The organism is Pinirhizobacter sp., assembly GCF_036499745.1.
Taxonomy (GTDB): Bacteria; Pseudomonadota; Gammaproteobacteria; order Xanthomonadales; family Rhodanobacteraceae; genus Pinirhizobacter.
This window is the reverse complement of the sequence record NZ_DASYDG010000010.1, coordinates 1-13,691: the sequence shown is the minus strand read 5'-3', so window position 1 is coordinate 13,691 and position 13,691 is coordinate 1. Positions and strand designations below refer to the sequence as shown.

At 65.0% G+C, this 13,691-nt stretch carries 14 protein-coding genes; 7 read left to right on the top strand and 7 right to left on the bottom strand.

Annotated features, from left to right (window positions below; genetic code table 11):
- Positions 1-79 precede the first annotated feature (79 nt).
- Genes VGM61_RS02930 through VGM61_RS02920 form a run of 3 tightly spaced genes read right to left on the bottom strand, consistent with a single transcriptional unit; the run spans position 80 to position 2,167 of the window.
- A complete protein-coding gene (locus tag VGM61_RS02930) occupies positions 80-661 on the bottom strand; it encodes an NUDIX hydrolase (protein WP_331521218.1) in 582 nt (193 codons plus the stop codon).
- A gap of 43 nt (positions 662-704) precedes the next feature.
- Positions 705-1,607: a 5'-3' exonuclease gene (locus VGM61_RS02925; RefSeq protein ID WP_331521217.1), complete on the bottom strand. Its 903-nt coding sequence runs from the start codon at positions 1,605-1,607 to the stop codon at positions 705-707.
- Positions 1,595-2,167 (bottom strand): nitroreductase, encoded by a 573-nt coding sequence (locus VGM61_RS02920; protein ID WP_331521216.1) that lies wholly within the window; start codon positions 2,165-2,167, stop codon positions 1,595-1,597. The genes VGM61_RS02925 and VGM61_RS02920 overlap by 13 nt, the downstream gene beginning before the upstream one ends.
- Positions 2,168-2,228: 61 nt before the next feature.
- Here VGM61_RS02920 and VGM61_RS02915 point away from each other — a divergent pair, with 61 nt between their 5' ends.
- Complete coding sequence (locus VGM61_RS02915; protein ID WP_331521215.1) at positions 2,229-3,323, top strand: NAD(P) transhydrogenase subunit alpha; 1,095 nt, start codon at positions 2,229-2,231, stop codon at positions 3,321-3,323.
- A 46-nt stretch (positions 3,324-3,369) separates the two neighbouring features.
- On the opposite strand, the gene VGM61_RS02910 is transcribed toward VGM61_RS02915, so the two are convergent.
- The 3 genes from VGM61_RS02910 to VGM61_RS02900 are packed head-to-tail and all read right to left on the bottom strand — an operon-like array spanning position 3,370 to position 5,020.
- Positions 3,370-4,008 (bottom strand): DUF3106 domain-containing protein, encoded by a 639-nt coding sequence (locus VGM61_RS02910; protein ID WP_331521214.1) that lies wholly within the window; start codon positions 4,006-4,008, stop codon positions 3,370-3,372.
- On the bottom strand, positions 4,008-4,385 hold the full coding sequence (locus VGM61_RS02905) for a hypothetical protein (RefSeq protein WP_331521213.1): 378 nt from the start codon (positions 4,383-4,385) through the stop codon (positions 4,008-4,010). Before VGM61_RS02905 ends, VGM61_RS02910 begins: the two co-directional genes overlap by 1 nt.
- The gene (locus VGM61_RS02900) at positions 4,382-5,020 is read right to left on the bottom strand and encodes an RNA polymerase sigma factor (protein ID WP_331521212.1); all 639 of its coding nucleotides are present in this window, start codon (positions 5,018-5,020) and stop codon (positions 4,382-4,384) included. Before VGM61_RS02900 ends, VGM61_RS02905 begins: the two co-directional genes overlap by 4 nt.
- Before the next feature lie 95 nt (positions 5,021-5,115).
- On the opposite strand from VGM61_RS02900, the gene VGM61_RS02895 reads away from it, so the two are divergent.
- Positions 5,116-5,415: an NAD(P) transhydrogenase subunit alpha gene (locus VGM61_RS02895; RefSeq protein WP_331521211.1), complete on the top strand. Its 300-nt coding sequence runs from the start codon at positions 5,116-5,118 to the stop codon at positions 5,413-5,415.
- Complete coding sequence (locus tag VGM61_RS02890; protein ID WP_331521210.1) at positions 5,415-6,845, top strand: NAD(P)(+) transhydrogenase (Re/Si-specific) subunit beta; 1,431 nt, start codon at positions 5,415-5,417, stop codon at positions 6,843-6,845. Before VGM61_RS02895 ends, VGM61_RS02890 begins: the two co-directional genes overlap by 1 nt.
- On the opposite strand, the gene VGM61_RS02885 is transcribed toward VGM61_RS02890, so the two are convergent.
- Positions 6,826-7,299 carry a hypothetical protein gene (locus tag VGM61_RS02885; RefSeq protein WP_331521209.1) on the bottom strand — a complete coding sequence of 158 codons (474 nt, stop codon included), beginning with the start codon at positions 7,297-7,299 and terminating at the stop codon, positions 6,826-6,828. The genes VGM61_RS02890 and VGM61_RS02885 overlap by 20 nt on opposite strands.
- A gap of 172 nt (positions 7,300-7,471) precedes the next feature.
- Between VGM61_RS02885 and sufT the strand changes: the two genes are divergently transcribed.
- The 4 genes from sufT to VGM61_RS02865 all read left to right on the top strand — a co-directional run bounded on the left by sufT (position 7,472) and on the right by VGM61_RS02865 (position 13,623).
- Positions 7,472-8,029, top strand: a complete 558-nt coding sequence (sufT, locus tag VGM61_RS02880) for a putative Fe-S cluster assembly protein SufT (protein WP_331521208.1) — start codon at positions 7,472-7,474, stop codon at positions 8,027-8,029.
- Between the two features lie 326 nt (positions 8,030-8,355).
- A complete protein-coding gene (locus tag VGM61_RS02875; RefSeq protein WP_331521207.1) occupies positions 8,356-9,735 on the top strand; it encodes a M4 family metallopeptidase in 1,380 nt (459 codons plus the stop codon).
- 423 nt (positions 9,736-10,158) lie between these two features.
- Positions 10,159-11,994, top strand: coding sequence for a M4 family metallopeptidase (locus tag VGM61_RS02870; protein WP_331521206.1), 1,836 nt, complete (start codon positions 10,159-10,161; stop codon positions 11,992-11,994).
- Positions 11,995-12,228: 234 nt separating this feature from the next.
- Positions 12,229-13,623, top strand: a complete 1,395-nt coding sequence (locus VGM61_RS02865; protein ID WP_331521205.1) for a S8 family serine peptidase — start codon at positions 12,229-12,231, stop codon at positions 13,621-13,623.
- Positions 13,624-13,691 lie beyond the last annotated feature (68 nt).

The window sequence follows — 13,691 nt, the reverse complement described above, 5'->3', positions numbered from 1 at the left end:
CCTTGGGCGATGGGGAAACGGCGGGGGCGCGTGCCCTCGTAGCCTCCTCATCGGCAGGTTCGGCCAGACCTTTAGGCCTCTAATCGCACGATGTGCCGGTGTCGGCGCAATGATCGATGAACCAGAGACCGGCAAAAAGCTTCGGATCGATCGAATACCCCTCGGCGGCCCTTGCGAACAACCAGGCCCCGGCTTCGGCCCTGGGTACCTCGTGCACCAGGATATTTTCCGTCTCGTCGCCACCCCCGTTGCCGACTTTTTCCAGGTCGTAGGCGCGGACGAAGGCGATCATCTCGGTGCTCATGCCTGACGAAGAAGGCCCGGCGTGGATGAATTCAAGCCGGCCGCAGCGGTACCCGGTTTCTTCCTCCAGCTCCCGGCGGGCAGCGTCCATGGCGTCCTCGGTGCCGTGGGCTTCAAGGTCGCCGACCAGGCCCGCGGGCATCTCGATGGTATTGGCCAGGATCGACACCCGGTATTGCTCGACGAACAAAACGTTGTCCTGCGGCGTGAGGGCCACGATGATCACCGCGCCACCCTCGTTGTTGCGCTCGACATATTCCCATCGACCGCGCCGGCGCATGGACAGCCACCGGCCCTCGTATAACGTTTCAACCGGGGCGCGGGCGTCCTCGGGTGCGCGGGGGTGGTCGATCGTCATGCGATGTCTCCTGGATCCTTCGGCTACGCCCATGATGGATGCATCACGTGACGGCGAGATCACGCAAGCGTGCGCGTGTGAGCGGACCGAAACGCAGCTGTTGGCACAGGGCCTCGATGCCGGCGAGATCGCCGGCCTGGCGACGCAGGGCCTCGGCATGGCTGGCGACCGCGACATCGAGCGCGATGCGAGTAAGTCGCCGGTACAACCGGGCAAGTTCTGCGTGTTCCTTCAGCCGCACGGCACAGGCCGCCGCCCCGCGCATGCGCAGGAAGGGCACTTCCTCGACGCGGTCGAGCAGGCTGTCCAGGTCGCCGAAGTGGGCCAGCAGGGCGGCTGCCGTCTTCGCGCCGATGCCAGGCACGCCGGGGATGTTGTCTACCGCATCGCCGCACAGGGCCAGGTAATCGGCCACCTGGTGCGGATGCACGCCGATCTTGTCGAACACGCCCGCGGCGCCCCAGCGGATGTTCTTGGCGAAATCCCATTGCTCGTCGTGCTCGCCCAGGAGCTGGCCGAAGTCTTTGTCGGCCGAAACGATGACGCTGCGGAAACCATGCGCGCGCAGCGAGAAATGCGCGCTGCCGATGAGGTCGTCCGCTTCATATTCGTGGTCGTTCATCACCACCAGCCCCAGCGACTCCGCCACGCGCCGGCACCACTGGAATTGCCGGACCAGGGCCGGTGGCGGCAATTCCCGGTTCGCCTTGTACGCCGGGTAGATGGCATTGCGGAACGAGGTGGTGAGGGAGGCGTCGAAGGCCACCGCCACGTGTTCGGCGCGCGTGCGCTCGAGCAACTCGCACAGAAAGCGGGTAAAGCCGTGCACGGCGTTGGTAGGCTCGCCGTCGACGTCGTGGAATTCATCGGGCATCGAATGCCACGCGCGGAAAACGTAGAGGCTGCCATCCACCAGATGGGCGATGGGGCGGCTCACGGCGTCCACGTCGACACCACCTCGTCCACGGCGGGGCGCTCGCGTTCGGGCGCCTGCATGAGGGGTGTGCCGATGTGCACGAAACCGACGATGCCCTCGTTGGGAGCAAGGCCAAGCAGTGTTGCCACTTCTTCGTCATAGGCAGCCCAGCCGGTGAGCCACTGTGCACCGAAATTGAGCGCCTGGGCGCCCAGCAGCAGGTTATAGGCCACGTTGCCGGCGGCATGCTGTTGTTCTATGGCGGGCACGCTGCTGCCGGGATCGACGCGGCTGACCACCGCCACCACCAGTGGAGCATGTTCGTAGCGGCGGCGTTCCTTTTCGCGCTTGGCGTCGGAGAGGTCGGGACGACGGCTTTCCAGTAGCGTTGAAAGACGCTTGCCAAAGGCGATTTTGGCTTCGCCTTCCAGCAGGATCATGCGGAAGGGGACCAGCTTGCCGTGGTCAGGCACGCGCACCGACACTTCAAGGAGCTGGCGCAACGCCTGGGCATCGGGACCCGGCGCGCCAAGCTGGCTGGCGGGGACGGAGCGGCGGTCCCGCAGGGCGCATAAGGGTTCGTGGTTCATCCGTCGATTTTAGCAACCTCCTGTACGATGCGCGTGGTGCCTCTTCACGGGAGTGTGATCCATGGCCTTTACCGTTGCCGCCCTTCGCGAAACCGCCGCGGGCGAACGCCGGGTGGCGATCACCCCGGAAACGGCGCGAAAATGGCAGGCGGCGGGTGCCCTGGTGTTACTGGAGGCAGGGGCCGGAGAAGCCGCTGGATTCCCCGACGACGCCTATCCGGACGCGACGTTCGCCCATGCGCCGGAGGTCTCGGCGCGCGCCGATATCCTCCTGTGTGTACAACCGCCGTCACCGGCGTGCCTTGAGGCCCTGAGACCGGGCTCGGTGCTGGTGGGTGCGCTGCGGCCACACAACCGGCCCGCGTGGCTTGAGGCGCTCGGCGTCCGGGGCGTTCGCGCGCATTCGCTGGAATTGCTGCCGCGAACCACACGGGCGCAGGCCATGGATATCCTGAGCTCGCAGGCCGCAGTGGCGGGCTATCGGGCGATGCTGATCGCCGCCACGTCGGCGCCGAAATTCTTTCCCATGCTCACCACCGCCGCCGGCACCATCCGTCCCAGCCGCGTGCTGGTGATCGGCGCGGGTGTGGCAGGGTTGCAGGCGATCGCCACGGCGCGGCGCCTGGGGGCACAAACCGAGGGGTACGACGTTCGTCCGGAAACGCGCGAGCAGGTGGAATCACTCGGTGCGAAATTCCTTGACCTGGGTGTCACCGCCAGCGGCACAGGCGGTTACGCTCGTGAATTGTCGGCCGAAGAACGCGCCTCGCAACAGCAGGCCCTGTCCGACCACTTGCGCCAAGTGGACGTCGTGGTGACCACGGCCGCCGTACCCGGGCGGCCGGCGCCGAAGATCATCACCCGGCAGATGCTGTCGGGGATGAAGACGGGGGCCGTGGTGGTGGATCTGGCTGCCGAGAGCGGCGGCAACTGCGAGGCTACTGAAGCTGGGCGTGAGGTCCGGGTGGGCGGTGTGACGGTGATCGGGCCGACGGATCTTGCCGCCGGCGCACCCCTACATGCTTCGGAAATGCTCGCGCGCAACTACCTCAACTTCGGCGTGTTGCTGCTCAAGGATGGCCAGCTCATGGAAAGCCCAGACGACGAACTGGTGACCGCAACCCTGGTCGCGGGGCAGGCCACGTCAGTAGCGTGATGGCTTTGCCCGCCGAACGCCTGCCCGGGCCACCCGGGTTTCATGGCTAGAACGGCTCGTCGCCGGACGGCGGGGGCGGGGGCCCGTGCCTGTCACCGGGACCATGCGGTGGCCGGCCGTCACCCGGTGGCGGACCCATGTCACGCGGCGGCGGCACGGCGGCGTCGGGTCCGACATTCTCCAGGCCGTTGCGCATCTGCTCGGGTGATTGCGCCCGCCAGCGTGCGATCAGTGCCGCCTGCTGGTCGGGCGGAAGGCTGCGGAAGCGATCGAAAGCCGCATGCAGGCGTTGCCGCTGCTCTGGCGTGAGCTCCTTGAAGCGGTTCATGTTCTGTCGCGCCGCTGCCCTTTGCTCCGGTGTCATTGCCTGCCAGCGCGCCACGCGTTCGCGGATCGCCGCCTGGCGGTCGGGCGGCAGCTGCGTCCACTGGTCGGCTCGCTCGAGAAGGCGTTGCTGCCGGCCGGGAGGCAGGGTGTCCCATTTATCCTGGAAAGGCGCCAGCAGGCTGCGCTGGGCCGGGCTGAGGCTCAACCATGGGCGTGCCGGCATGTTGGCATCGGGCCTGGCCATGGAGGCTCTGGGTGGTGGACCAGGCGGGGGCGGCTGGGCGTGCACGGCCAGGGTCGGTACGGCCAGCAGGAGGGCAGCCACGCCGCCGCGCAGGCAAGGGACAGTGCGACGCATCAACGCTGCGACGCCTTGCCAGTGTCGTCGGCGAGCCAGGCATAGAACTGCAGGTGCTCGACCATCGCCGGGTCCGCGCTATCGGCATCCGGCGGCAGGTCGCTGTCTGCATCACCCAGGGCGATCGTGGCCATGGCAGGTGCCATGGTGCTGGCTGGACGCGGCGCTTGCGGCCAGATCAACAGCGCGGCCAGCGCCAGCACCGCGAAGGCGCCGGCAGGCAGCAGCAGCCGGCCGGCCGTGGAGGTCGACGGGCCAGCCATGGCTTCGCGGCGCGCGGCGCGCAACCGCCCGGCAACCGCCGGGTCGATGTCGTGGCTGGCGCGTCGGTAAAGGTCGCGGGCACGACGTGCAATGTGTTCGGAGCGATCGTTCATCGCCATTCCTCGAGTTGGTCGCGCAGGCTTTGCATCGCGCGCGACAGGTGTGTCTTGACGCTTCCTTGCGAGCAATCCATGGCGGCCGCCGTTTCGGCAACGTCCAGGCCTTCGAGCACGCGCAGCATGAAGGCTTCGCGCTGGCGGCGTGGCAGCTTGCGCACGGCCTGGCTCATCTGCGCGTAGGCCTGGCTGTCTTCCAGCCTTGCCGCCGGGCCAGGTCCAGTGTCTGCCGGTTCCCAGGCGGGTAGGTCATCGCCATTGTCGTCCTTGCCGCCGCCCAGCCAGCCGACCACCACCGAGCGCACTTTCCTGCGGCGCTGCAGGTCGACGATGCGCCGGCGCAGGATGCCCCAGAACAGCGGCGACCATTCTGCGGCGGGCTTGTCGCGGTAGTGCCGGACCAGTCGCAGCATGGTGTCCTGTACCGCGTCCATGGCGTCCTCACGGTTACCCAGGTTCAGCTCCGCCATCCGCCACGCACGCCGCTCTACCTGGGCCAGGAAGGCCTCCAGGGTGGCAGGAGCCGCTGCGACATGCTCCTCGAACGCAGTGTCGACGACGGCACCGGCGGTATTCAAGGCTTTGTCGTCCTTCGCAGTGGGCTCCCGCGGCGGCGCATGTTTGTACTCCATGGCATCTACCGGGGAAATAACGCAGCAGCCAGTGTAAGCGTTGACAGGGAAATCCGTATGATGGACGGGACTTGGCCACTGCGGATGGGGGATCGATGGACGGTTTCGTGGCGCTTTACGTATTCATGCTGGCGGCTTTTACCGGGTATGAAATCATCGGCAGGGTCCCGGTGATCCTCCACACCCCCTTGATGTCCGGCTCCAACTTCATCCACGGCATCGTTCTGGTAGGCGCCATGATCGCCCTGGGGCATGCCACCACGCCGCTGGAAACGGCCATCGGCTTCATCGGCGTGCTGCTGGGCGCCGGCAACGCCGCCGGCGGCTACGTGGCCACGGCGCGCATGCTCGAGATGTTCAAGTCCAGCACCCCGGCCGGCCGGGGTAAGCACTGATGGCCTGGCTCGGGATCGCCATCAGGGCCTGCTACTTCCTCGCTGCACTTCTTTTCATCCTCGGCTTGAAACGCATGAGTTCCCCGCGCACCGCGCGCGGTGGCATCGGCTGGGCCGGCGTAGGCATGGTGCTGGCGGTGCTGGCCACTTTCTGCCTGCCGGACCTCGGCAACCGCTGGCTGATGGTGGCGGCCGTGGTCCTGGGCACGCTGGGCGCGTGGTGGTCCGGACGCCGCGTGGCCATGACCGCCATGCCGCAGATGGTGGCCCTGTACAACGGGATGGGCGGCGGTGCTGCCGCGGCGATCGGCGCCGCGGAGCTGCTCGCGGTGAGCGGTCACGTGGTGGAACTGATGGGCGGGGGCACGTTTGCCGCGGCCAACTACACGCCGCCATCGATGCCGCAATTGGTCCTGGCCCTGCTCGGTGGCTTGATCGGCGCGGTGAGCTTTTCAGGCTCGCTCATCGCCTTCGGCAAGCTGCAGGGATGGATCGACCGCCGCTACGTTTTCCCGGGGCAGCGCACGGTCAACGCGCTGGTGTTGCTGGCGGCGTTGGCGCTGGGGGGGTTCATGACCGCCACCGGCCCGACGATGCCGCTGGTGTGCGCGTTCTTCGCCCTGGCCCTTTTCCTGGGCGTGATGATGACACTCCCGATCGGCGGCGCCGACATGCCGGTGGTGATCTCGCTTTACAACGCGCTTACCGGCTTGGCGGTGGCCTTCGAGGGCTACGTGCTGGGGAACGAGGCCATGGTGATCGCCGGCACCGTGGTGGGCGCGGCGGGTACGCTCTTGACCCAGCTGATGGCGCGGGCAATGAACCGTTCGCTCGGCAACGTGTTGTTCGGCAGCTTCGGCGCCGTGTCCGGCACTGCTACGGCGCTTGCAGGTGCGCAGAAGCCCATCGACGCCGCGGACGCGGCGGTGATGCTTGCCTACGCCGAGCGCGTGGTGATCGTGCCCGGTTACGGCATGGCCGTGGCCCAGGCCCAGCACAAGGTATGGGAGTTCTCCCAGCTGCTGATTGCCCGCGGGGTGAAGGTACGCTTCGCCATCCATCCGGTGGCCGGCCGCATGCCCGGGCACATGAATGTGTTGCTGGCCGAGGCCGGCGTGCCCTATGACCTTATCGTTGACATGGACGATGTGAATCCCGAACTGCCCACGACGGATGTCGCCGTGGTAATCGGTGCCAACGACGTGGTCAATCCCCTTGCGAAAACAGATCCCACTTCGCCGATCTACGGCATGCCCATCCTGGACGTGGCGCAGTGCCGACAGGTGATCGTGGTCAAGCGCGGGCAGGGCACCGGTTTCGCAGGCATCGAGAACGCGCTGTTCTACGCTGACAACGCCCGCATGCTCTATGGCGACGGCCAGGCCGTGGCCGGCCAGCTGGTGGCCGGTATCAAGGCGCTGGACGACTGACCACCGCGCGTCCGGCACGGCCGGCGGCCCAGGCGGCCAGCGCCAGGGCCAGCGCGTAAAGTACGCCGTCGGCCGTCGACAAACCGATCCGTGCCAGGCCCACGGTATTGGCAAGGCCCGCATCGCGCATGGCCTGGACGAAACCGATGCCGAAGGCGTTGGCGATCCTTCCCCAGGTCACCAGGCAGTTGGCGTAGACGGCGGCGATCATCAGGGACGCTGCGCCAAGCACCGCGCGTGGCATGGCACCCAGCTGCACCCAATGCCTCAAGCCGATGCCCAGGAACCACCCTGCGGGCAGGGCAAGCCAAGCCAGAGGGTGGGCCATGAGGCCCCCGGGAAGGCCCAGCAGCCGGCCCAGGGGCAGGGCGAACATGGCAAGCACCGACAGGGCGGCACCACCGGCAAGGGCAAAGAGCACGCAGCAGAGCACCCCGTAGAACAGGCGGCTCACGCCGGAAGGATCCGGCGGGAAGGCGTTGGCATGGAAGAATCCTTCGGGCTTGGTGGCAAACGGCCATGATACCGGGCCGGGTTGAGATCGGCGCCGCGCGGCCCGATTTCCATTGGGTGGCGTCATAATGGGCGACTTTGCCGTCGCTGATCGGGTGGCTTTCGGGAATTCCATGAGCGGTTTCAGTCTTAGCAGCGAGCCTTTCACCCTCGAACGCGATTGCGTGGCGGTGATGGTTCCCCAGGGCGAGCAGGTGACCTTGCCCGCTGGCCAGATCGGTTACATCACCCAGGCCCTGGGTGGCAGTTTCACCGTGTACGTCGAAGGCAACCTGTTCCGCATTGCAGGTAATGATGCCGATGCCCTGGGCAAGGACGCACCGCCAGCCATCGAGCTTCCGGCCGACGCGGGTGATGAAGATGTCGAAAAGCTCGTGTGGCAACAGCTTCGTACCTGCTTCGATCCGGAAATTCCGATCAATGTGGTGGAACTGGGTTTGGTCTATGACGCCACCCTTGAGCGCACCGAAGCCGGGGACCGCAAGGTGTACGTGAAGATGACGCTGACCGCGCCCGGTTGCGGCATGGGCGACATCCTTGTCGACGATGTGCGAACCAAACTCGAGCTGATTCCCACCGTCAGCGAAGCCGACGTCGACCTGGTCTTCGACCCGCCGTGGAACCACTCCATGATGTCCGACGCGGCCAAGCTCGAAACCGGCATGCTCTGACAACCTTCGGGGCTTAGGCTCGCTCGATATTTCCTACGCGCGCACGTCGGGCGGCGTCATTGCCTACGGCAGCGAATGGTCGTGCACGGCTGCATGGATGGCCACGGGAAGTCCACAGTTTCCAGGCGGGCAATGTTGCCTGCAGGCGCCCCATGGCGCCATTACCTGGAGAGCCTCACTTGCATACGAATCATCCGCGCGGTTCCCTTGGCCGGCTCGCACTTGGTGCGTGCGCCATTGCGCTCGCTTTGCCGGCATCCATTTCCCATGCCGCCCAGTCCCAACGCATTGATGGGGAATCGTTACACGGCCGTGTTCTGCCCCGTATGTCACGGGCCATCGGCGCGGACCCCGGAACCGACTGGCGGGTCGAGGCTTCCGCTGCCACGGTCCATGGCACCCGCACCGTCAAGCTGCAGCAGTTGAAGGATGGTGTACCGGTCCTCGGAAGCATCGCCACGGTCGAAATGACGGACGACGATGAAACCATCGTCAGCGCCACGGGGACATTCACCCGTGGCGTCGCCACGCTTGCTTCGTCGAAGCCGAAACCGCAGCTCGACGCCGCCGCCGCACGCGGCATCCTTCTTGGAGGGATGTCATTGACGGGCGATGCGGAAGTCACCGAAGGCGCCAGTGAGCTCCTCTACCACGTCGGCAAGGACACCATCGCGCGGCTGGCGTGGCGGGTGTCGGTAGGCATCGGCGGCGAGCATCCCTCGGTGCCGGCGGGTATCGTCGATGCCAGTGACGGCACGGTGCTTGAACGCTGGGACGACCTGATGCATGCAAGTGATGCCGCCAACGGTCCGGGCGGCAACGTCAAGTCGGGTGGCGTGACCTATGGCGTGGACAAGCCCTCGCTGCGGGTCACGGCCAACAACGGAACCTGCACACTACAGAACGAAAGCATCATTACCGTTAACCTGAAGCAGACCACCAACACCGGCAACCGCACGCCGTGGTCGTTCGTCTGCCCAACGAACATCGGCGATGGCATCAACGATGGATATAGCCCCCTCAACGATGCCCATCATTACGGGTCCGTGCTGTTCGCCATGTACCGCGAACTCACCGGCCAGCCGCCGATATCCACGCCGCTCATTGCCCAGGTTCACTACTCGCGGAGCTACGACAACGCATCGTGGAATGGCGCCAGCCGCACGATGCAGTTCGGTGACGGCGGCACTGTCTTCTATCCCCTTACCGCGCTGGATGTGATCGCCCACGAAGTCAGTCATGGCTATACCGCCGACAACTCACGCCTTATCTACAATAGCGACCACTCTGGCGGCATGAATGAGGCATTCTCGGACATGGCGGGCGAGGCAGCGAAGTTCTATGCGAATGGTTCCAACGATTTTCTCGTTGGCGCCGAGATCACCAAGACCGAGCCAGCGCTGCGGTACATGTGTGAACCCGGGCGCGATGGCCGATCCATTGATCATCAGCGCGATTTCAAACCCATGAACAACCACTATTCCAGCGGGGTCTACAACAAAGCGTTCTGCACGCTGGCCAAAACGGAGGGGTGGAATGCTCTCTCCGCTTTCGAGGTGTTCGCACGGGCCAACAAACTGTATTGGTCGTCCAACAGCACGTTCAATGCAGGCGCTTGTGGTGTCGTGGCTGCAGCCAACGACCTTGGAGATTCCGTCGACGATGTCGTCAACGCGTTCGATGTAGTCGGCGTGCATTGCGGGTAGTGGTTCCAGACGGACACGCGCGCATCGCGTGTCCGCTTTTTCTTTCGGACCGAATTGCCTCGTGATAAAAGTACAAACAAGCGTCAATACAATCGCTTGCCTTCATCGCGAAAACGATTTCGTAAATAGTTGCCTGACAGCAAGAGCTTGCGAACATGAGAACTGCCTCACGGTACACCGTGGTCAACCTGATAGTTTGATTCCTGTCGACGGGCGGGGAGCCTGCGCGACACTCCGTGGCGCCGGTGGAGGCCGGCGACGCAACTTGAAGAATCCGCGCTAGCCCGGAAGGAGAGGGGCCGGGCTGCGTCGTCGATCCTCTCGGAGGTCAAAAAAACCACCGGAGCCGCTGAATGCGGCATGTCGTGATGTGGCCGCCGCGGTCGCAATGGGCGAGTGCGCGCGCCACCTTGGGAGGAAAACATGGCAAGTTCATATCGTTTGAACGCACTCGTCGTTGCGCTGGCGCTCGCCGCCGCATCGCAGGTGAACGCTGCGACCGAGCAGAAGATGGTCGCCCAGAGCCTCAATGCAACACCCGTGGTAAGCCTGGCCGCACGACTTGGCCTGGACAATCGATCAGGCCTGGTCGAGAAAGCCTCGCTGCCTACGGCGCATGGCACGCGCACCGTGCGCATGCAGCAGACCTACATGGGTGTACCTGTGTATGGAAAAACCATCGCCGTGGAACAGGACAGCCGTGGCAATGCACTGCTGGCGACGGGGGTGGTCGCTACAAGTCTGAACGCAGAGCTCGCCTCGGTGACGCCGAAGCTCGACCCCGCGGCCGCCCTCGATGTCCTGCAACGACGCAACGCCTTGATCGCCGCCCCAGGGGCGAAGGCTGAGAACACACGCGCCGACCTCTATGTCTATCCCCAGGACAACGCTCCCGCGCGCCTGGTTTACCTTACCTCCTACGTTCTCAATGGCGACCATCCGTCGCGGCCCACGGCCATCATCGATGCCAATACCGGCGAAGTGATCGCGCAATGGGAGGGGCTGACCAATGCCGAGGTGAATGCCACCGGGCCCGGCGGCAACACCAAGACGGGCCAGTACACCTACGGCACGGACTACCCCGCGCTCCGAGTGACGCAATCGGGCAGCACGTGCACGGCGCAGAATGCCAACGTAAAAACGTACAACCTCAATCACAGGACCAGCGGCGGCACGCTGTGGAGCTTCACCTGCCCGACCAGCCAGGGCGATGCCATCAACGGTGCATATTCACCGATCAACGATGCCCATCATTTCGGCGGTGTCGTACACGACATGTACGTGGCCTACACCGGCGCCGCACCACTGAACCAAGTGCTGCTGATGAAGGTGCACTACGGCAACAGCTACGAGAACGCCTTCTGGGACGGCACCCAGATGAGCTTCGGGGACGGCGCCAGCACGTTTTACCCGCTGGTGGCGATCGACGTTACCGGCCATGAGATCAGCCACGGTTACACCGAGCAGCACTCCAACCTCGCCTATACCGGGCAATCCGGTGGCATGAACGAGGCGTACTCGGATATCGCCGGCGAGGCGACGGAATTCTTCGACCGGGGAAGCAACGACTTCCTGGTCGGCGCCGATATCGTCAAGACCAGCGCCGGCATCGGCGACGCCCTGCGCTACATGTGCAATCCGCCACAGGACGGTGGCTCCATCGACAACGCCGCCGATTACACCTCCGGGCTGGACGTCCACTATTCCAGCGGTGTCTACAACAAGGCCTTCTGCCTGCTGGCCAAGACCAGCGGCTGGGATACCGAGAAGGCATTCAAGGTATTCGCGCGCGCCGATGCGCTCTATTGGGGTGCGAACGAGACCTTTAACAACGGAGCGTGCGGCGTGGCCAGTGCCGCGACCGACCTCGGCTTCTCCTCAGCGAACGTTGCCACCGCCTTCACCGGCGTGGGCGTGACCTGCGGCAGCAACGGCGGGGGTGGCGGTTCGGCGCTGGCCAATGGCGTGGCAAAGACAGGCATTTCAGGTGCGAAGGGAAGCGAAACGACCTACACGGTGGTTATCGCCGCCGGGGCCAGGAACCTTACCATCGCCATGTCCGGCGGCACGGGTGATGCCGATCTGTACACCCGTTTTGGATCAGCGCCCACTACCACGACCTACGATTGCCGCCCGTACAAGACTGGCAACGCCGAGACATGCACGGTGGCAGCGCCGAAGGCGGGGACCTACTACGTCAAGATCCGCGGCTACGCTGCGTACTCCGGCGTAAGCATCAAGGCATCGTGGACGCCGTGAAGCCTGATCGATGACGGCCCGCCGGCATGATGCCGGCGGGCTTCTCCCGCGGGGAAAAACCATCTTGCGGACGACGGCGCATTCGCAACGCGTGAGGGAAATTCCTTTCGACGCAAGCACGATGTGCCCACGGGAACTGAGGTGGGCCGCCGCCTCAACCGGATCGCTCCACGACGTAGCCTGATTGCGCCGCCATTCCGTGCGGTGTGTTCATCATCTACATGGAGCGTTCCCATGCCTGTCCGATCCTTTCTCAAGCCGCTCGCCGCGGCTACCGCGTCGTTTCTTGCCTTTTCCGTCGTTGCCCACGCCGGCGACCGGCTTGCCGATTCCACCGCGCGGGTCGCGTTAGCCACCGCTGATGCCGAAGTCGTCGGCATCGTCGTTGAACCGGCCGGCGATGGCTCGTCGTTGGTGGCACGCCTTGCGTCGCGCCTGAACGGCATCCGCGCCGGGTTGGAACTTTCCTATGTGCGAACGCTGGCTACCGGTCATCTGGTATTTCGCGCGTCCGGTGACAGCGCCATTCCGTTTACGACGGCAAACCAGATCATGCAGGACCTCGCCAACGAAGCGGGTGTTGCATCGGTCGAGCCGGATCTGATCATGCACACCATGTCGACCAACGATCCGTACTGGCCGCACCTGTGGAGCTACCGTGCCGATCGCACTGGTATCGATGTGGCAAAGGCATGGACACATTCCCGTGGTGAAGGCGTGGTGGTAGCGATCATTGATACGGGCATCACGAATCATCCCGATCTCCAGGGCCAGATCCTTCCGGGATACGATTTCATCTCCGATGCCTCGATGGCTGGCGATGGCAACGGCCGCGACGGCAATGCCTACGATGAAGGTGATTTCAGTCTTGGCAGGCCATCAAGCTGGCATGGCACGCACGTTGCGGGCACCGTTGTGGCCTTGGCGGACAATGCACTTGGCGTGGCGGGTATCGCTCCCGGCGCCAAGGTCGTTCCGGTGCGCGTACTCGGCAAGGGCGGCGGCTACGGCTCGGATATTGCCGACGGGATCATCTGGGCGGCTGGCGGAAGCGTTCCGGGCGTACCCGACAATCGGAATCCAGCGAAGGTGCTCAACCTCAGCCTCGGCGGCACAGGCGCATGTAGCTCGGTCTACTCCCGTGCGATCAACATGGCCCGGGCGCTTGGCAGCGTCGTCGTGGTAGCTGCCGGCAACGAGAACCGCGATGCAACAATGGTTACACCTGCCAACTGCCCCGGCACCATCACCGTGGCCGCGTCCAATCCGTCCGGTGGCAAATCCTCTTTCTCCAATTTTGGCCGCATGGTGAACATCACTGCCCCCGGTGGCGCAGGCGGCGGCGGGCAAGGCGACATCTATTCGACAGTCAACGCTGGCCAGACACGGCCTGCCGGGCCGGCCTATGCCGCATACGCCGGCACGTCGATGGCCGCGCCGCACGTGGCGGCAGTGGCGGCTCTCGTGTTGGCTGTCGCTCCTTCCCTAAAGCCTGACGAAGTACAGGCGCTGCTTATCGACAACGTCAAGCCCTTGCCTCAGCCGTGCCGACAAGGTTGCGGTTCTGGCTTGCTCGATGCCGGCACCTCCGTGGAAGCCGCGGCGCAACGCGCGGTCCGTCCTTCATGAACGTTCCAACGGGTCCTACGAATCCTGGCCCTTCAGGCTGTGACGACGGGCACCGTCGGGAAGTGGCG